The organism is Rhizobium atlanticum (assembly GCF_030182485.1).
Taxonomy (GTDB): Bacteria; Pseudomonadota; Alphaproteobacteria; order Rhizobiales; family Rhizobiaceae; genus Rhizobium.
Map to the genome: position 1 here is coordinate 91,415 of NZ_JAQJCJ010000001.1, position 16,643 is coordinate 108,057.

18 protein-coding genes are annotated in these 16,643 nt (G+C 60.8%); 7 read left to right on the forward strand and 11 right to left on the reverse strand.

Annotated features, from left to right (window positions below; translation table 11 throughout):
• Positions 1–16: 16 nt before the first annotated feature.
• On the forward strand, positions 17–901 hold the full coding sequence (locus tag PH551_RS00420) for a cytochrome c1 (protein WP_020921913.1): 885 nt from the start codon (positions 17–19) through the stop codon (positions 899–901).
• Between the two features lie 115 nt (positions 902–1,016).
• Positions 1,017–1,559: an adenine phosphoribosyltransferase gene (locus PH551_RS00425; protein ID WP_020921912.1), complete on the forward strand. Its 543-nt coding sequence runs from the start codon at positions 1,017–1,019 to the stop codon at positions 1,557–1,559.
• An 18-nt stretch (positions 1,560–1,577) separates the two neighbouring features.
• On the opposite strand, the gene PH551_RS00430 is transcribed toward PH551_RS00425, so the two are convergent.
• Positions 1,578–2,045, reverse strand: coding sequence for a MaoC family dehydratase (locus tag PH551_RS00430; protein WP_285191426.1), 468 nt, complete (start codon positions 2,043–2,045; stop codon positions 1,578–1,580).
• Positions 2,042–2,533 carry a MaoC family dehydratase gene (locus tag PH551_RS00435; RefSeq protein WP_285191427.1) on the reverse strand — a complete coding sequence of 164 codons (492 nt, stop codon included), beginning with the start codon at positions 2,531–2,533 and terminating at the stop codon, positions 2,042–2,044. The genes PH551_RS00430 and PH551_RS00435 overlap by 4 nt, the downstream gene beginning before the upstream one ends.
• Positions 2,534–2,725: 192 nt before the next feature.
• On the opposite strand from PH551_RS00435, the gene PH551_RS00440 reads away from it, so the two are divergent.
• Positions 2,726–3,799, forward strand: coding sequence for a hypothetical protein (locus tag PH551_RS00440; protein WP_285191428.1), 1,074 nt, complete (start codon positions 2,726–2,728; stop codon positions 3,797–3,799).
• Between the two features lie 16 nt (positions 3,800–3,815).
• Here PH551_RS00440 and ychF read toward each other — a convergent pair whose 3' ends face one another.
• Positions 3,816–4,919 carry a redox-regulated ATPase YchF gene (gene ychF, locus PH551_RS00445; RefSeq protein WP_285191429.1) on the reverse strand — a complete coding sequence of 368 codons (1,104 nt, stop codon included), beginning with the start codon at positions 4,917–4,919 and terminating at the stop codon, positions 3,816–3,818.
• Between the two features lie 154 nt (positions 4,920–5,073).
• On the opposite strand from ychF, the gene PH551_RS00450 reads away from it, so the two are divergent.
• From PH551_RS00450 to clpS, 3 genes are all read left to right on the forward strand, one after another.
• A complete protein-coding gene (locus PH551_RS00450; RefSeq protein ID WP_285191430.1) occupies positions 5,074–5,352 on the forward strand; it encodes an AbrB/MazE/SpoVT family DNA-binding domain-containing protein in 279 nt (92 codons plus the stop codon).
• Positions 5,342–5,740, forward strand: coding sequence for a type II toxin-antitoxin system VapC family toxin (locus tag PH551_RS00455; RefSeq protein ID WP_285191431.1), 399 nt, complete (start codon positions 5,342–5,344; stop codon positions 5,738–5,740). The genes PH551_RS00450 and PH551_RS00455 overlap by 11 nt, the downstream gene beginning before the upstream one ends.
• A gap of 92 nt (positions 5,741–5,832) precedes the next feature.
• Positions 5,833–6,144 carry an ATP-dependent Clp protease adapter ClpS gene (clpS, locus tag PH551_RS00460; RefSeq protein ID WP_085780144.1) on the forward strand — a complete coding sequence of 104 codons (312 nt, stop codon included), beginning with the start codon at positions 5,833–5,835 and terminating at the stop codon, positions 6,142–6,144.
• A 9-nt stretch (positions 6,145–6,153) separates the two neighbouring features.
• Here the strand turns inward: clpS and PH551_RS00465 are convergent, their stop codons facing one another.
• The 5 genes from PH551_RS00465 to PH551_RS00485 form a co-directional block, all read right to left on the reverse strand.
• Positions 6,154–6,615 carry a GNAT family N-acetyltransferase gene (locus tag PH551_RS00465; RefSeq protein WP_285191432.1) on the reverse strand — a complete coding sequence of 154 codons (462 nt, stop codon included), beginning with the start codon at positions 6,613–6,615 and terminating at the stop codon, positions 6,154–6,156.
• Positions 6,612–7,343 carry an aminoacyl-tRNA hydrolase gene (gene pth / locus PH551_RS00470; RefSeq protein ID WP_285191433.1) on the reverse strand — a complete coding sequence of 244 codons (732 nt, stop codon included), beginning with the start codon at positions 7,341–7,343 and terminating at the stop codon, positions 6,612–6,614. Before pth ends, PH551_RS00465 begins: the two co-directional genes overlap by 4 nt.
• A 92-nt stretch (positions 7,344–7,435) precedes the next feature.
• The gene (locus PH551_RS00475; RefSeq protein ID WP_097596947.1) at positions 7,436–8,149 is read right to left on the reverse strand and encodes a substrate-binding periplasmic protein; all 714 of its coding nucleotides are present in this window, start codon (positions 8,147–8,149) and stop codon (positions 7,436–7,438) included.
• Between the two features lie 24 nt (positions 8,150–8,173).
• Entirely contained in the window at positions 8,174–10,525 is a 2,352-nt protein-coding gene (locus PH551_RS00480; RefSeq protein ID WP_285191434.1) for an EAL domain-containing protein, read from the reverse strand.
• A 234-nt stretch (positions 10,526–10,759) separates the two neighbouring features.
• Positions 10,760–11,374 (reverse strand): 50S ribosomal protein L25/general stress protein Ctc, encoded by a 615-nt coding sequence (locus PH551_RS00485; protein WP_085778907.1) that lies wholly within the window; start codon positions 11,372–11,374, stop codon positions 10,760–10,762.
• A gap of 402 nt (positions 11,375–11,776) precedes the next feature.
• On the opposite strand from PH551_RS00485, the gene PH551_RS00490 reads away from it, so the two are divergent.
• Positions 11,777–13,315: a hypothetical protein gene (locus PH551_RS00490; RefSeq protein ID WP_285191435.1), complete on the forward strand. Its 1,539-nt coding sequence runs from the start codon at positions 11,777–11,779 to the stop codon at positions 13,313–13,315.
• A gap of 212 nt (positions 13,316–13,527) precedes the next feature.
• Here the strand turns inward: PH551_RS00490 and PH551_RS00495 are convergent, their stop codons facing one another.
• The 3 genes from PH551_RS00495 to PH551_RS00505 all read right to left on the reverse strand — a co-directional run bounded on the left by PH551_RS00495 (position 13,528) and on the right by PH551_RS00505 (position 16,641).
• On the reverse strand, positions 13,528–14,460 hold the full coding sequence (locus PH551_RS00495) for a ribose-phosphate pyrophosphokinase (protein ID WP_011426263.1): 933 nt from the start codon (positions 14,458–14,460) through the stop codon (positions 13,528–13,530).
• Between the two features lie 105 nt (positions 14,461–14,565).
• The gene (locus tag PH551_RS00500; protein ID WP_285191436.1) at positions 14,566–15,387 is read right to left on the reverse strand and encodes a hypothetical protein; all 822 of its coding nucleotides are present in this window, start codon (positions 15,385–15,387) and stop codon (positions 14,566–14,568) included.
• A 102-nt stretch (positions 15,388–15,489) separates the two neighbouring features.
• Complete coding sequence (locus PH551_RS00505) at positions 15,490–16,641, reverse strand: M24 family metallopeptidase (protein WP_285191437.1); 1,152 nt, start codon at positions 16,639–16,641, stop codon at positions 15,490–15,492.
• Positions 16,642–16,643 lie beyond the last annotated feature (2 nt).

Sequence of the window (16,643 nt, forward strand, 5' to 3'; positions counted from 1 at the left end):
GGAAGGGAATAGAACTATGAAAACGCTTGTTGCAAGCATTCTGCCGCTTGCCGTCGCCGCTCTCCTTGGCAGCGCCGCTTTCGCCGAGGAAGCGACGCCCGCGAATGGTGCAGCTCCCGCGCATCACGAGGAAGGCGCGACGCCGCACTATCCGCTAAAGGAGCCAAAGGAGCAGGAATGGAGCTTTGCCGGCCCCTTCGGCCACTACGACAAGGCTCAGCTCCAGCGCGGCCTCAAGGTCTACACCGAAGTCTGTTCTGCCTGCCATTCGATGAGCCTCGTGCCTTTCCGCACGCTCGACGAACTCGGTTATTCCGAGGCACAGGTGAAGGCATTCGCTGCCAATTACGAAGTTCAGGACGGGCCGGACTCGGCCGGCGAAATGTTCACCCGCAAGGCAGTCCCTTCGGATCATTTCCCATCGCCCTTCGCCAATGCTGAAGCCGCGGCTGCGTCCAACAACGGTGCGGCTCCGCCCGATTTTTCGCTGATCGCCAAGGCCCGTGAAGTCGAGCGCGGCTTCCCGCAATTCGTCTTCGACATCTTTACGCAGTATCAGGAAAGCGGCCCGGACTACATCTACTCGCTGCTGACCGGCTATGAAGAGCCGCCAGCCGGCTTCCAGGTGGCGCAGGGCGCGCATTATAACCCGTATTTCCATGCTGCCGCCGTTCTCGCTATGCCGAAGCCGCTTTCCGACGGCCAGGTAACCTATGACGACGGCGCGCCGGCGACCGTCGACCAATACGCCAAGGACGTTTCCGCCTTCCTGATGTGGGCCGCCGAACCGCATCTCGAGGAGCGCAAGCGCACCGGCTTCATGGTGATGGTGTTCCTGGCGATCTTTACCGTGCTGATCTACCTGACGAAGCGCTCGGTTTACGCCAACAAGGAACATTAAGCGTTCCGTGCCTGAATTCGAAAAGGCGGCTTGCGAGCCGCCTTTTTTGTTGGTTCCACCCTCGGCAATTGATAGGGTGCGGCCGATTTTATGCGCTCGCAGATACGGACGTTCCATGGGCAATACAATTTCGGAGCTCGCAGCCAGCATTCGCTCCATCCCCGACTATCCCAATCCCGGCATCATCTTCCGCGACATCACCACGCTGCTCGGCAACCCCCGTGCTTTCCGCCGGGCGGTCGACGAGTTGGTGCAACCCTACGCCGGCACGAAGGTCGACAAGATCGCCGGCATGGAGGCGCGCGGCTTCATCCTCGGCGGTGCGGTGGCGCATCAGCTTTCCTCGGGCTTCGTGCCGATCCGCAAGAAGGGCAAGTTGCCGCACGACACCGTGCGCATCGCCTACAGCCTGGAATATGGCGTCGATGAAATGGAGATGCATCGTGATGCGGTCCAGCCCGGCGAGAAGGTGATCCTGGTCGACGATCTCATCGCCACCGGCGGCACGGCCGTGGGCGCGACGCAGCTTCTGCGCCAGATCGGCGCGGAGGTGGTCGGCGCCTGCTTCGTCATCGACCTGCCCGACCTTGGCGGCCGCAGGAAGCTGGAAGAACTCGGCGTCGTCGTACACACGCTGGTCGAATTCTCCGGGCATTGAGCCCGTATTGCGGCGGCGTCAGTCGAATTCCAGCACACCGCTTTCAAAGCGCATGACGGGATCGCCGTTCTGATTGACGCCCTCGCAGAGGATGGTGTTGAGATGCCAGCCCGGCCGTGATGCCAGCGGTCGGCTGGAGAGCAGGGCGACGGAATAGGTCACGACGTCACCCGCAAAGACCGGCCGCAGCCATTGCAGCTTCTGAAAGCCGGGTGAGGGGCCGAGGTTCGGCGCCGTCAGGCCCTGCTCGGCGAGTGCGACGCGCTGCCCTTCCCAGAAGGCGAGGAAGGTTCGCATCCAGGCGGCCGTGGTGTGCCAGCCCGAGGCGCAAAGCCCGCCGAAAAGCGTGTCTTTCGCGGCTTCCTTGTCGACGTGAAAAAGCTGCGGATCGTGGCGGGTTGCGAAGCGGATGATGTTTTCCTCGGTGAAGGTGTAGGTGCCGATCTCGGCTTTCTGACCGACGGCGCAAAGCTCGGACATTCTCATGCTGACGGCTCCGAGCTCACGTTGGCATCCTCCGGAGTGGGGCGCATGCGGATCATCACGGAATTCTCCGAGAGGCAGACGAGTTCGCCGCGCTGGTTTTCCACCGCGTGGCGGAATTTGACGATGCCCATGCCGGGGCGCGAGCGCATCGGCCGGGCCTCGAGAACGGTCGAATGGCCCTGCAGCGTATCGCCTGCAAGCACCGGCTTTCGCCATTCCATCAGATCGATGCCCGGCGCACCTTCGCAAAGCGCGTCCAGCACGTAGCTGTCTGCCATCATGCGCATGAGCATTGCGGAGGTATGCCAGCCGGAGGCGGCAAGCCCGCCGAGGATGCTGGCGCGACCGGCGGCTTCGTCGAGATGCATCGGCTGCGGGTCGAATTCGCTGGCGAACTCGATGATTTCTTCGGTGAGCACCAGTTTCGGGCCGAGGGCGAAACGGCGGCCGGGTTCAAAATCCTCGAAAGACAGCTTTTCTGCCGGCATTCTCTCCTCCGCCATATCAAGCGCCTAGAACAGGATGTTTTTAGGCCGGTCGGCCTAAAATCTGAATCCTGTTCAACATTAAAGAGTTAGAGCATGATGTCGTCCGAAAACCGCTTACACTTTTCGGCATCATGCTCTAGTGCTTACAATAGCATCTGCGCGGGCTCAATGATTCCCGGGAGATAAACCGGTATGACGGAACTGAGGTCGATACTAGACGAGGCGGCGCGCCAGGGGCTGATTTCGTCGGAAGCGGGCGGGCGGCTTCTGCCATTTCTGACCGAGCGTGGCGTGTCTGTTGTTGAGACGCAGAAGGCAATCGCAGCCGAGGAGCGGGCCTGGTCGGACACCGAGACGCCGCGCTTCGTGCGCGGCTTTCACGACGTGCTGATCACCATCGGTGTTATCGTCGCGCTCGTCGGCCTCTGGGGCCTGGCGCCGCTTTACGCCGTGCCGGTCGCTATCATCGTGCTTTCGGAAATCCTGGTGCGCCGCCAGCGGCTCGCCTTGCCGGCTGTCAGCCTGACAATCGCGCTGTTCTGCTGGACATTTTTGCTGATGTCCCGCGTCTTCACGCCATGGACCTCCGAAATCGGGGCGGATCTGACCCAGTTCCTCGCCGGCTTTCCGATCCTGCTCGGCGTCTATTATGCCCGTTATCGCGTGCCCCTGTCGCTGGCGCTCACTATCATGTCGACGCTTGCCTTGGTGCTCACGCTGCTTTTGCGCCTGGTGCAATGGCTAAGCGGCAATCCCGCGTTTTTCGTCGATCATCTTGGCGTGCTGGCCGCGGTCGCTTTCGTCTGCGCGCTCGGCCTGTTCGCGACGGCGCTATATTTCGATCTCGGCGACCGGCTGCGTCGGACGACGCGTTCGGATATCGCCTTCTGGCTGCATCTCGGCGCAGCGCCGGCGCTGCTCTACAGTGCCGTCTCCCTACTGTCGTTCGGGGAAGCCGGCCGTATCTTCGATCCGGCGAACATGTCGGCCCGGACTCCCGTGGTCGTCGCGACCGTGGCGGCGCTGATGCTGATCGGCCTGGTCATTGATCGTCGCGCCTTCGTCACGTCGGGGCTGCTGTCTCTCGGCGTTGCGATCTTCAGCGTCGTTCGCAAGGGAAATGCGACCGTCGATACCTACATCTTCACGACGCTGATCGTTGTCGGCGCGATCGTGCTCATTATCGGAACGGGTTGGATGCCGCTTCGGCGGCTGGTGCTCAGGGCACTGCCGCCGGCAATCGCAAACAGGCTGCCGCCGGGTTAAGGCGGCAGCTATTTTATCAGGTATTGAAACGGAAGTGGATGACGTCGCCGTCCTGGACGACGTATTCTTTGCCTTCGTCGCGCGCCTTGCCGGCATCCTTGGCGCCAACTTCGCCGTTGTACTTGATGTAATCGTCGTAGGCGATGGTGTTGGCACGGATGAAGCCGCGTTCGAAATCCGAGTGGATGACGCCGGCGGCCTGCGGCGCCTTGGTGCCGCGCTCGATCGTCCAAGCGCGCGTTTCCTTCGGGCCGACGGTGAAATAGGTGATGAGGTCGAGCAGCTTGTAGCCGGCGCGGATCAGCCGGTCGAGGCCCGCCTCGTCAAGGCCGAGGGCAGAGAGGAATTCCTTGGCTTCCTCTTCGGCAAGCTGGGCGACCTCAGCTTCGATCGCCGCCGAGATAATGACGGTTTCGGCGCCCTGCTCCTTCGCCATGGCGACGACGGCGGCGGTGAATTCGTTGCCGGTCGAGGCATCGCCTTCGGCGACGTTGCAGACATAGAGCACCGGATGCGAGGTGAGAAGGTTGAGCCCCTTGAGGATGGCAATCTCCTCGGCATCGAGCTTCGACAGCAGCGTGCGCACCGGCTTGCCTTCGTTGAGTAGCTTCAGCGAGGCTTCCATGATCGGCAGCATCGCCATCGACTCCTTGTCCTTGCCGGTGGCGCGCTTGCGCGTCTGCTCGGTTCGGCGCTCCAGGCTCTCGAGATCGGCGAGCATCAGCTCGGTCTCGATCGTCTCGGCATCGGCGACCGGATTGATGCGGCCCTCGACATGGGTGATGTCGCTGTCTTCGAAGCAGCGCAGCACATGCACGATCGCATCGACTTCGCGGATATTGGCGAGGAACTGGTTGCCGAGGCCTTCACCCTTCGAGGCACCGCGCACCAGGCCGGCGATATCGACGAAAGAAATGCGGGTCGGGATCAGTTCCTTGGATTTGGCGATGTCGGCCAGCTTGCGCATGCGCGGATCGGGCACGGCGACTTCGCCGGTGTTCGGCTCGATGGTGCAGAAGGGGTAGTTCGCCGCCTGTGCAGCCGCCGTCTTGGTGAGCGCATTGAAGAGGGTCGATTTGCCGACGTTCGGCAGACCGACGATGCCGCATTTGAAGCCCATGGCTTGATCCATATCTATTGGTAACTTTGCCCTGCCTATGCGGGAATGGCCGGCTCGGGTCAAGGGTTTGCGGCACGAATCGAAAAAGCAAGGCCAGCCGGCTTGAAGGTAAGGCGGTTTAGCCTTACCTTTTGGCGGAAAGGATACAGCTGACATGGCAACCCTGACAGTGACGGCAAAAGGACAGGTCACCTTGAGAAAAGAAGTGCTTCGGCACCTCGGGATCAAGCCCGGCGATAAAATCGACGTTGATCTCCTGCCTGGTGGCAAGCTTGAGGTCGTTGCGGTCAAAACGCAGCCGGCCAGCGGTTCCATCGAGAATTTCTTCGGAAGTCTCGAGAACAAGGGCAATATTCATGCGACGCTCAAGGAGATCGATGAGGCCATAAAGGCGGGCTGGGCTGGCGAGGTCGGCATCGCTGATGATCGTTGATACGAACGTGCTCGTGCGGGCGGCCGTGGATGACGATCCGAAGCAAACGGAACAAGCAAGGATATTGATGCGCGAGGCTGAGCGGCTGTTCGTCTCCAACCTGACGTTCTGCGAGTTCGTCTGGGTCGTCGGCCGGATTTATCGTAAAAGCGCCTCCGAGATCGCTGCGACCATCCGGCTGCTGATAGCCGACAGGAAGATCGTCTACGACAGAGCAGCTGTCGAGGCTGGATTGTCCTTCCTCGATGCCGGCGGTGATTTCGCCGATGGCGTCATTGTCTTCGAAGGCCGCAGGCTTGGCGGGGAAGTATTCGCGACCTTCGACAGGAAGGCTGCCGCCATCGTCGAAAGCGCCGGGCGAGCCTGCCTGCTGCTCTCGTCGGAATGATATTCCGTCATTGAACTGCCGTGCTGACGATGCAATATAGTCCGGCGGATGTTTCTTCCGCCTTTTCATGTCATCAACGGGTGGATTTTCCGATGACTGACAATGACGTTGCCCTGAAACCGAAGACCAAGGTGAAGCCGAAGCTGGACAAGCCGAAGCTCTACAAGGTCATTCTCGTCAACGACGATTACACGCCGCGCGAATTCGTCATTGTGATCCTGAAGGTCGTCTTCCGTATGAGCGAGGAGACGGGTTACCGAGTGATGATGACGGCGCACAAGCTCGGCTCCTGCGTGGTCGTGGTCTGCGCCAAGGACATTGCCGAGACCAAGGCCAAGGAGGGTATCGACCTTGCCAAAGAGATGGGTTTCCCGCTGATGTTCACCACAGAGCCCGAGGAATAGCCTTTCAGCTCACGGTCGGCGGATCTGATAGCCGGTCTTGTCCTGCAGGAAGCCGCAATTTTCGTACAACCGCAGCGTCACCGGGTTCTTCGAGCCGGTGAGCAACATCACCTTATAGCAGCCGGCCTTCCAGGCCTCATTCACCGCATGGCCGACGACGGCGCCTGCATAGCCGCGCCGGCGGTGCTCGGCGTGGGCGACGACGTTTTCGATCAGCGCATAAGAGGCACCGCCGCGCGTCAAGTTCGGCACGATGATCAGCGTGACGGTGGCGGCGGCGTGAGGGCCGGCAAAGCCGATGAATACAGTCATGCCGGGCTGGGCGAGAATGGCGGAAAAGCGCTCCTCGGCCATGGTCCCGTCGAGAATGGGATCGGTCGGATTCAGATGCCGGTAGAGGACGGTCAACCCATTGAGATCGTCGGGAGCGGCACTGCGGATGGTAAAATCCCGGTCTGGCAGCGGCCTCATTCCCCCTTGTTGCCGAACATCTTTTTCAGCATCTCTGCCATCGGGCCGCTGGTCGGCAGCTTCGGCTGATTGCTGTTGCGGGCCTGGCGGATATGCGACTGGCCGGCCGGCTTCTTGTCGCTATCCTTGCTTTCCTTTCGCGGCTTCTCTTCCTCGGCCTTGCCACCCACCGCCAGGGCGATCTTGTTCATCAGCTGTGAATCCTCGTTTCGCACCAGCATGTCGGCATTGTCGGCCAGCGTTTCGAGAAGCGGCTCCAGCCACGCCCTGTCGGCCTTGGCGAAATCGCCGAGCACGTGGTTCTGCACCATCTCCTTGACGCCGGGATGGCCGATGCCGAGGCGCAGCCGCCGGTATTCCTTGCCGCAATGGGCGTCCAGCGACCTGATGCCGTTGTGGCCGCCATGGCCACCGCCGGTTTTCAGCCGCGCCTTGCCAGGGGGCAGGTCGAGTTCGTCATAGATCGCGACGAGCTCGGCGGGCTGGAGCTTGTAGAAGCGCATCGCCTCGCCGACGGCCTCGCCGGAGAGGTTCATGTAGGTCTGCGGCTTGATCAGCAGGACCTTGTCGCCGCAAAGTTCTCCCTCCGCAATTTCGGCCTTGAACTTCTTCGACCAGGGCGAGAAGCCGTGGCGCCGATGGATGGCGTCGACGGCCATGAAGCCGATATTGTGGCGGTTGCCGGCGTATTTGCCGCCGGGATTGCCGAGACCCGCGATGATCAGCATGGCCTGTCGTCCTCGCTTAAGCTTTTCCGACGTTCACCACCCGGAAACGGGAGCAAAGTCAAGCGGAAAGGGCAGTGGCGAACCGGGCGGTATCAGTCCGACAGGTTCATACCGTATTTCTGGAAGATCTGCTTCTGGTCGCCATCGGCAATCAGCTTGTTGAGCGCAGCCTGCATCTTGGCGAGCAGATCGTCGGGAAAGCTCTTCTCGCAGGCGATACCCATGGGCTGGGAGGAGAGCACGGTTACGATCTCCACCGGCTGATCGGCCTTCAGCTTTTCGAAATAGAGTTCGGAGATCGGCATCATGTCGATGCGACCGCTGAGCAGCTTGCGCAGCGTGGCGTTGAAGTCACTGGCGACGTCCAGCTTGGTGAAACCCTTCTCCTTCAGGATCGTCTCGGTGTAGTCCTCGCGCTGGGTGCCGATCGTATATTTCTTTGCTTCGTCGAGATTGCTGGCGGTGACGCCCGAACCCTTGCGGGTGATCAGGATGTTTCGGTCGATGAGCAGCGGCTCGACCCATTTGAACAGCGGATCGCGCGCGCTATTGTGGGCGGTGGCGAAAACACATGTCATCGGCGCAGTGCGGGCAAGGCCGAAAGCACGCGCCCAAGGCATGACTTCGATCGTATAGTCGACGCCGATCGCGGCCATCACCTTTTCGACCTGCTCGACCGTCGCGCCTTTGATCTCTTTGCCTTCGCGATAGTTAAAGGGGGCGTAATCCTCGGTCGTGAAAGCAACCGTCTGTGCGTGAGCGGCGCAAGGCAGCGCCAGCCATGCGAGAAGCAGGAGCTTTTTCATCGTGTCGTCTCCTTCGTTCTTCGTTTACGAGGCGCGGGCGACGGCTGATTGCGGGGCCATCAGTTCCTCAATGAGTGCGGCTGCGTGCTGTGGACGATGGAAGAGATAGCCCTGGCCATAGTCCAGACCCATCTGGTGAAGCGTGCGGCATTCCTCTTCCGTCTCGATGCCCTCGGCGATGACGGTGCAGTTCATCTTGTGGGACAAGGTGGTGATGCCTTCGATCAGCATGCGGCTCTTCTGGCGCACGTCGTCATCGCCGTCGTTGATCGCGCGGGTGAAGGACTGATCGATCTTGATGATATCGACAGGGAAACGGTTGAGGTAGCTGAGCGACGAGTAGCCGGTGCCGAAATCGTCGAGCGCGATGCGGCAGCCGAAGCGGCGAAGCTCGGTGACGATCATGCGAATCTGCGGGTTGTCGTGCATCAGCACGGCTTCCGTGATCTCGACCACGATGCGCTCGGGGCGGATGCCGTGGCGACCGACGATCGCGGCTAGACGGGCCGGCAGTGCCGGCTCGAACTGCAGCGGCGAGAAGTTGATGGCCAGGTAGGTATCCTGCATCCCCGATATGCGAGAGATTTTCGCGAGATTGGAAATCGCCTTTTCCATGATGACGTTGCCGACGCGGACGATCTTGCCCGTCTCCTCGGCGACGCTGATAATTTCGGCCGGCGGCATCAGACCTTTCTGCGGATGGTTAAGACGCATCAGCGCCTCGAAACCGGCAATGCCGCGGCGGTTGAGATTGACGATCGGCTGCAGGAAGGCTTCAAACCAATTGTCGACGAGGCCGGCTTCGATATTGGCCTCGATTTCGGCGCGGCTGCGGGCGCGGTCGAGCATGGCTTTGTCGAAGAGCTGTGCGCCGTTCTTGCCGTCCCGTTTCTTGGCATACATCGCCATGTCGGATTTCTGCAGCAGCTCGGCCGCGGTCGCGGCGTGATGTGGGTAGATGGCGATGCCGATGGACGCGCTCAGATGCATGTCCGGGGCAAATGGCGTTTCGAAGATTGAGGCGATCTGCTCGCACATCGCCTTTGCGCGCGTTTCGGCGTCCTTCGCAGGCAGCAGGATGGCGAACTCGTCGCCGCCGAGACGGGCCGCCTCGTCGGAGGGGGCAAGATGGGTCTTCAGGCGCTCGACGAGTTCGATCAGCGCCGTGTCGCCGGCAGCGTGCCCCATATTGTCGTTGATCCACTTGAAGCGGTCGAGATCGACGAAGAGGCAGGCGAGTTCCTGGCCGGCGGCGTCTGCGGCAGCGATCTTGTTATCAAGCACCGCCTCGAAGCCTTGGCGGTTGAGAAGCCCGGTCAGATGGTCGGTGATTGCCTGGCGATGGTTGCGGTCCTCCGAAGCCTTGAGCTCGGTCACATCCGTCATGACGGACAGCGAGAGGCGATCGTGAGCGCCGGCGGCCGCTTCCGATTCCATGATGAGGACGTCCATGGTGCGGCCGTCGCGGCAGACGAATTTGACGGTGACCGTCATGCCGTTTTCAGCGTAGCGGCGCTTGACGAATTTATTGCGGCTGTTCGGCGTGACCAGATCTGCAAAATTGCGGCCAATGACGTCCGCGCGACTATAACCGGTGGCGAGCAGCCAATAGTCGCTGACGGCAGTGATGCGGTCTTCCTCATCGAGCGAGAAGAGCATGGCGGGCGTCAGATTGTAGATGTCGGTGGCGCGGCGATGGGCGAGCTTCAGCTCCTTCTCCTCGCTTTCCAGCTTGGTTTGCATCTCGTTGAAGCTGTGGGCAAGCCGTCCCATCTCGTCGTTCGACTGCCAGTCGACATGATGGCGCGAGCCGAGCTGCCGGGTGGCCTCGATTGCCGCCGTCAGACGCATCAGCGGCTGGATGACGAAGAACCGGTTGCCGATCAACGCTGTGCCGAAAACGGTCAGAACCGCGAAGATGAAGATCGAAATGAAGACGACCTCTTCCTGCTTCAGACCGGAAAAAAGCCCGAGGGCGGGATAATAGACGCTGATGCTGCCGAGGTTCTTCGGACCGTCGACGGTGTTGTAGATGATGGCACGCGACACCTGCACGAGCTTGCCGTCAAAGGAACGCGGAATGGTGGATTGGCTGACGTCGAGCTGACCCGACTGATCCCGCACCTCGACCTTGACGATGGCGCCCTGGGAAACGACCGTCGCGCTGATCTGGGTGACGCTTTCCTCATCGAGGTCCCAGAGCGGTTTTGCCAGGGCTTGAGCATTGGCGACAAGAAGAACAGAGATATGGTCGCGTATTTCTTTATCGGCGCGTTCCGAGGAAAGAAAAAGGAAAAGAACAAAAAGGGGAGCGACAAAAACAAGCAGCGCTCCGCAAACAATCCCAAAAAACCTGTTCTCAACGGAATTGTTCATGGTTCCGTCTACTCCCCCAGGCCGGCATATTTGCTGTCGCGCGTTCAGGCCGGCTTCTTCGCAGCTGACGGCCCATGCTTTCATGAATATGTTAAATGTTGCTGAAACGGAGGCTTGGCAGGCAATGAAAAGCCCGCCTTCCCCGTGAACTGGTTCTCGAAAGTTGGATGACGACTTTCGGGAGCCACTTCACCGGGGAAAGCGGGCCATATGCTTTGCAACTGGTCGAAGCGATCAGGCTTCGGCTTCGCCTTCAGCTTCCGCGGCGCTCTCATCGACGCCGGCAGCCGGAGCGACGATGGTCGCGACCGTGAAGTCGCGGTCGATGACCGGGCTGACGCCCTTCGGCAGGGTGACTTCCGAAATATGGATGCTGTCGCCGATCTTCTTGCCGCTAAGGTCGATGTTGAAGAATTCCGGGATCGCATCGGCCGGGCAGTGAACTTCAACTGCGTGGCGGACGATGTTCAGAACGCCGCCGACCTTGAGGCCCGGAGACTTCGCTTCATTGATGAAGTGAACCGGGATTTCGACGGTCACCTGTGTGTTGCCGGAGACGCGCAGGAAATCGACATGCAGCGTGAAGTCGCGGACCGGATCGAGCTGGTAGTCCTTCGGCAGAACCTTGTACTTCTTGCCGTCGACTTCGATGGTCGCCACGGTGGTCATGAAGCCACCGGCGTGAATGCGCTTCGTCACCTCATTGGTGTTGAGAGCGATGGCAATGGGGGCCTGCTTGTCACCATAGATGACAGCGGGAATCAAACCGTTGCGGCGAAGTTCACGGGCGGACCCCTTACCAACCCGTTCGCGCGCCTCGGCCTTGAGCTCGTAAGTTTCCTGGCTCATGGCTATTCCTTTCGAGGTTATTTGGAGAGTTCGGCGGCAGGCAAAAGCCCAGTTCCGTCGAACCGGAGGCGGGTTTTCCCATCCTCATCCGCGTTGCCTCCAAGGGTGTCTACGCGGACCGGTGGCCTATAGTATAAGTCGCCCGGAAACGCAAGTTGCCGATTGCGCCGGTTTTTCGCCGATGGAGGGGCTTTCGCCGGGGCGCTTCATCATCGGAGAGAGCGAACTCGCCCAGATTGCATCCGCACCCATCCCAATGCGAGAACCCTGTTGAAATCACTCGCGATCTGCACCTGGTCAAAGGCAAAATTGCCAGTGCTTTTCGCCACTTGGCTTGACATTGCCGCGCTTCGCATCTTTGGATGGCCGCAATCAAAAAGTGGCTGAGGAGAAAACCAGACCATGCGTCTCAAACTTGTCACGGCAACGAGTATGCTTGCCCTTTGCCTTTTCACCGGGGCCGAGGGCGCGGAGATCAACCAGGAGGGCGCCAACGCGGTCAAGGAGACCCTGACGAAGCTGCTTCCGCAGGATTTGGCAAAAAGCGGCTTCATCACCGTCAATCCGGCCGGCGCACGCTATGAGGTCATCTACGATCTGGCGAAGCTGCTTACCAAGGCGGATCCGGCGACGTTTACGATCACAGGGTTGACACCGTTTTCGATGTTCGCCACGCCGCTCGACAGTGGCCTCTGGAACATCGAAGGCGACAACAGGCTCAACGTCTCGGGCCATTTCAAGGGTCCAGACCAGAAGCCGACGGATTTCACCTATTCTATCGCGTCGCTTGTTTATTCCGGCGTCTTCGACCCGGCGATCAGCTATCTGCGCTCCGGCACCTTCGCGGCCAAAGACATCAAGGTGGCCAGCAAGTCCGAAACGGAGGAGGTCCATGCCAGCATCGCCAGCATGGATCAGAAGCTGAGTTCGACCGACAGCGCAGGCGGCCACGGACGGATCGATTTCGCCGGCAGCGGCTCGATGTCCGATTTCGTCGAGCAGGTTTCCGGCCTGCAAATGCCGCCCATCGAACTTCGTGCCGGCTCGATCAATGTCGACGCCAAGGTAAACGGCCTGCCGGCCAAGCAGATTCGCGAGATGGTCTTCTTCGTGCTCGACCATGTCGATGAGAAGGAATTGAGCCCGGAAAACAGCGACAAGATAAAGGGAATAGTGAAGGAAGCCTTCCCGCTTCTGACCTTGTTCAGCGAGACGATCGGGGTCAACGACCTGACCGTCAGCAGCGAGATGGGCAAGGGCGGCGCCAAGGCATTCGGCTACAACCTCGCCATCGACGGGCCGAGTGACGCCATGCGTTTCGGCTTCGGCATGAATGCGCAGGAGATCAGCCTCGACACGCCGCTGATGCCGGCAAACTATTCGGCCTTCATGCCGAGCGACTTGGATTTCCAGCTCGCGCTTCCGAATCTGGATTTCACAAGCTTCGGCGACGCCCTCATGGCGATGGATTTCAAAGATTCGGCGTCCGAGAAGACCGGCGAGGAGATGGCGAAGAAGCTCTTCCGCGACGGCCGGCTTGCCGTCGAGTTTCCGAAGATCAGTGCCAAATCGCAGGTCTATGACGTCGATATAACCGGCAGGATCGAAGGTCGCGTCGATACCGAGAAGGACTATTCGATGGAAGCGACGATCCTTGCCCGCGATCTCGACAAGACGATCGCGGCGGTTCAGGAGCTTGCCAAGACGGACCCCGACCTCAACCAGGTCTCCTTCGGCATCATGATGGTGAAGGGCTTTGCCAAGACCGATCCGGATGGCCGTTCGCGCTGGGACGTCAGCATCAGCCGCGACGGTTCCGTGGCGGTCAATGGCCAGCAGATCAAGGGACCGGATGGTCCGGATCAGGGGCTGGAGCCGGACGAGCGGCAGGAACCGGATCAAGGTCAGGACGGAGTCCCTGCGCCGCCGCAGCAGCCTTGAACGTTCTCGATTGGAATTGAACAAGAAAAAGGCCGGCTTGTACCGGCCTTCAGGCTGCTGACAAACCACTGCAGAAGCCGTGACGCCATCCTCGGCCTTGCGTGCCCAGGATCTGCGCCGGCCGATTAAATATCTGAAAATAATGCTTTCCTGCCAAGGAATTGCCGTGGTCAGATGCTCGGCACAAGGCTCGGCATGACGGAGGAGGCTTTTTAATCGAAGAGACTGGAGACGGACTCTTCCTGGCTCGTGCGGCTGATGGCTTCGCCGATCAGCGGGGCCGTCGTCACGACGCGGATATTGTGCGCTGAAAGCACCGCCGTTGTCGGCTGGATCGAATCGGTGATGACGAGCTCACGCAGCTTCGAGGAGGTGACGCGGGTGACCGCGCCGCCCGAGAGAACGCCGTGCGTGATATAGGCGGTGACGCTGGAGGCACCCTGGGCGAGCAGTGCGTCGGCCGCATTGCAGAGGGTGCCGCCGGAATCGACGATGTCGTCGATCAGCAGGCAGTCCTTGCCGGTGACGTCGCCGATGATGTTCATGACTTCGGATTCACCCGGCCGATCGCGACGCTTGTCGACGATGGCCAGAAGACAGTCCAGCCGTTTGGCGAGCGCGCGGGCGCGCACCACGCCGCCGACGTCGGGCGAGACGACCATGACATTGCTGAGGTCATAATGGCTCTTGATGTCGCGCGTCAGCACGGGCAGGGCGAAGAGGTTGTCCGTCGGTATATCGAAGAAGCCTTGGATCTGACCGGCATGGAGATCGAGCGTCATGACGCGATCGGCCCCGGCTTCGGTAATCAGGTTGGCAACCAGCTTGGCGGAGATCGGCGTGCGGCCGGATGCGCGGCGGTCCTGACGGGCATAGCCGAAATAGGGAAGAACTGCGGTGATGCGGCGTGCCGACGAACGACGCATGGCGTCGATCATGATCAGCAGTTCCATCAGGTGGTCGTTGGCGGGAAAGGCGGTGGGCTGCACGAGAAAAACGTCCTCGCCGCGCACGTTTTCCTGGATTTCCACGAAGATTTCCTGGTCGGCAAACCTTCGGACACTGGCTCTTCCCAAAGGAACATTGAGATAGTTGCAGATCGCTTCGGCGAGTTGCCGGTTCGAATTGCCTGCGAAAACCTTCATTTTGGTCCGCCTGTTATGCGCTGATAGCCGCGCTTTTTAGTCAGCTTCCCAGTGAATGCAAGGGCAAAGGCGCCACAGACTTTCATATTTGCAAAAAGTTTGTGACTAACCGCCCTGAGTTTGCCGCCAGGAGGTGAATTCCGCGATGGTTTTCGAGCCGATCTGCTGCATCACCGAAGCCGGGACACCCGCCCAAGGGTCGGCGGCGGCCGTCGGTACGCTTTCCTGCCCCTGGATGCGGTGCAGGCGGGCGCCGCCACCGTCGAGAATGTCCCAGACGTAGACCACGGTGACCTTGCCGTCGTCACTGAAGGCAGAGAGATAACCTTTGAGAATGTAATCGCTGCTCGTGTCGTTCGAGCTCTTGATGGAAAGGCCATGGGCGCGCGCCTCGGCGCCGAGCTGGCGCGAGAGCGGAGTCACGGCTTGCACCGGCGCCCCGATGATCGGCAGGAAGCGCACGGTATAGCCGCGCGCGGATGATGTCCCGGGGGTGAGGGCGGCGGTCTGCTGCGGTAGCTGCGCGTCAAGCCCCTGGCCGGGCTGTGTTGGCGATCCGGCGCCGGCGGCAGCCGGCGGCAGCGCCTGTCCCTTGATCGGAGCGGAGGCGGCGGGCGAGGAGCCGTTCCTCGACAGCGCGTCTGCCTGCTCCTGCATCGTCGTCGGGGGCGCGCCGCTGCCGGGTCGATAGGTTCTTTGCGACTGATCATAGGCCGGATGATAGCCACTCGGCTGTGTGCTCCCGGCAAAAACCGGCTGGCGGGTGCCGGCCAGACGTTCTGCCTCGCCCTGCGTCACCGGACTTGACGGCGGAGTTCCGGAGGATTCGCCAATTCCGACTTGCGGCGTCAGCGCGTCGGTGGTGTTGCAGGCGGTCAGCAGAGCCATGACGAACAGGAGCGTGGGCACAGTCGCAGCTCGCGTCATCCCGTGATCCGTCCTTCCCACAATCGTATCAGCCCGCCCGGATTTATGCGGGCGGGGATGGTCCTCTGTCAATTCCGGATTCTCACCGGTCAGTCCCGGTCTTCAAAGGCCGATGAAATCGAGCGAATGACGGGAAAGTGTGCGCGGCGCATCCGCCGTCGTCAGGTAGGTCTGTCCGAGCGTCATTGCCGTGCCGGTATCGGAATCGGCAATGATCATGTGCACGAAGAGCGACATGTTCGGCTCGATCGGCTGCGGATTGCCGACATGGAACATCTGGTGCTCCATCCAGGAGGGCGAGAAGCGGGCGCCAAGCGAATAACCGCAAGCATTCAGCCGGTGTCGGGCAAGGCCGCGCTCGTCCATGATCCTGGCATGGATGTCGAAGACGTCGCCGAAGGTGTGGCCGGGCTTCAGCACGGTCTCGATCGCCTCAATGGTTTCGCGGCAGGCATTGTAGAGCTCTCGATGGCGTTGCATCGGCTCGCCGATGACGATCGTGCGCATCATGGCGGCATGATAATGCGCATAGGTGCCGGCCCATTCCAGCGTCAGCTGGTCGTTGGCGTCGAGCTTGCGGCGGCCGGCCTTGTAGCGGCAGAGCAGGGCGTCGGCAGAGGAGCCGATGATGAACTCGTTGGCGGGATAATCGCCGCCGCCGGAAAAAACCGCACCCTGCATGGCGGCGAGGATATCGGCCTCGTCGGCGCCCGGTTTCGTTAGCCGGATTGCGGCGTCGAGCGCGTCGTCCGCGAGAGCGGCAGCGCGCTCGACATAGGCGACCTCCGTCGGGCTCTTGACGAGACGAAGACGGCTGACGAGATAGGACGCGTCGACGATCTGGCCGAAAGTGGTCAACTGCGCGTCGAGCAGGCGGGCGATGCGGCCGGTCATCCCGTGCGTATCATATTCCACGCCGATGCGTGCGCCGAGCAGATCCATCTCGACCAGGAGGTTCTTCAGGTCGAGCGTCGGATCGGCATTGACCCTGTCGACCCAGATGTGGATGTCTTGGAGGATCGAGGTGTGTTTAGCCTGGCGGAGATCGGCCGAGCGGGTGATCAGCGCCATCGTGCCGTCGCTCTTGACGACCAGCGTCTGGAAAAAGCAGTAGCCGAAGGTGTCATAGCCGGTCAGCCAATACATGCTTTCCTGGGCGAAGAGCAGCAGGGCATCGAGCTTTTCTTCCTTCATCTTCTCGGTGAGGCGTGCCAGCCGGCTTGCGAACTCGGCCTTTTCGAAATGCAGTGCCATTC

Bases quoted from the DNA above. Each gene is read 5' to 3' on its own strand.
- PH551_RS00420 (WP_020921913.1), top strand. From the start codon at position 17: ATGAAAACGCTTGTTGCAAGCATTCTGCCGCTTGCCGTCGCCGCTCTC.
- PH551_RS00425 (WP_020921912.1), top strand. From the start codon at position 1,017: ATGGGCAATACAATTTCGGAGCTCGCAGCCAGCATTCGCTCCATCCCC.
- PH551_RS00430 (WP_285191426.1), bottom strand. From the start codon at position 2,045: ATGAGAATGTCCGAGCTTTGCGCCGTCGGTCAGAAAGCCGAGATCGGC.
- PH551_RS00435 (WP_285191427.1), bottom strand. From the start codon at position 2,533: ATGCCGGCAGAAAAGCTGTCTTTCGAGGATTTTGAACCCGGCCGCCGT.
- PH551_RS00440 (WP_285191428.1), top strand. From the start codon at position 2,726: ATGACGGAACTGAGGTCGATACTAGACGAGGCGGCGCGCCAGGGGCTG.
- ychF (WP_285191429.1), bottom strand. From the start codon at position 4,919: ATGGGCTTCAAATGCGGCATCGTCGGTCTGCCGAACGTCGGCAAATCG.
- PH551_RS00450 (WP_285191430.1), top strand. From the start codon at position 5,074: ATGGCAACCCTGACAGTGACGGCAAAAGGACAGGTCACCTTGAGAAAA.
- PH551_RS00455 (WP_285191431.1), top strand. From the start codon at position 5,342: ATGATCGTTGATACGAACGTGCTCGTGCGGGCGGCCGTGGATGACGAT.
- clpS (WP_085780144.1), top strand. From the start codon at position 5,833: ATGACTGACAATGACGTTGCCCTGAAACCGAAGACCAAGGTGAAGCCG.
- PH551_RS00465 (WP_285191432.1), bottom strand. From the start codon at position 6,615: ATGAGGCCGCTGCCAGACCGGGATTTTACCATCCGCAGTGCCGCTCCC.
- pth (WP_285191433.1), bottom strand. From the start codon at position 7,343: ATGCTGATCATCGCGGGTCTCGGCAATCCCGGCGGCAAATACGCCGGC.
- PH551_RS00475 (WP_097596947.1), bottom strand. From the start codon at position 8,149: ATGAAAAAGCTCCTGCTTCTCGCATGGCTGGCGCTGCCTTGCGCCGCT.
- PH551_RS00480 (WP_285191434.1), bottom strand. From the start codon at position 10,525: ATGAACAATTCCGTTGAGAACAGGTTTTTTGGGATTGTTTGCGGAGCG.
- PH551_RS00485 (WP_085778907.1), bottom strand. From the start codon at position 11,374: ATGAGCCAGGAAACTTACGAGCTCAAGGCCGAGGCGCGCGAACGGGTT.
- PH551_RS00490 (WP_285191435.1), top strand. From the start codon at position 11,777: ATGCGTCTCAAACTTGTCACGGCAACGAGTATGCTTGCCCTTTGCCTT.
- PH551_RS00495 (WP_011426263.1), bottom strand. From the start codon at position 14,460: ATGAAGGTTTTCGCAGGCAATTCGAACCGGCAACTCGCCGAAGCGATC.
- PH551_RS00500 (WP_285191436.1), bottom strand. From the start codon at position 15,387: ATGACGCGAGCTGCGACTGTGCCCACGCTCCTGTTCGTCATGGCTCTG.
- PH551_RS00505 (WP_285191437.1), bottom strand. From the start codon at position 16,641: ATGGCACTGCATTTCGAAAAGGCCGAGTTCGCAAGCCGGCTGGCACGC.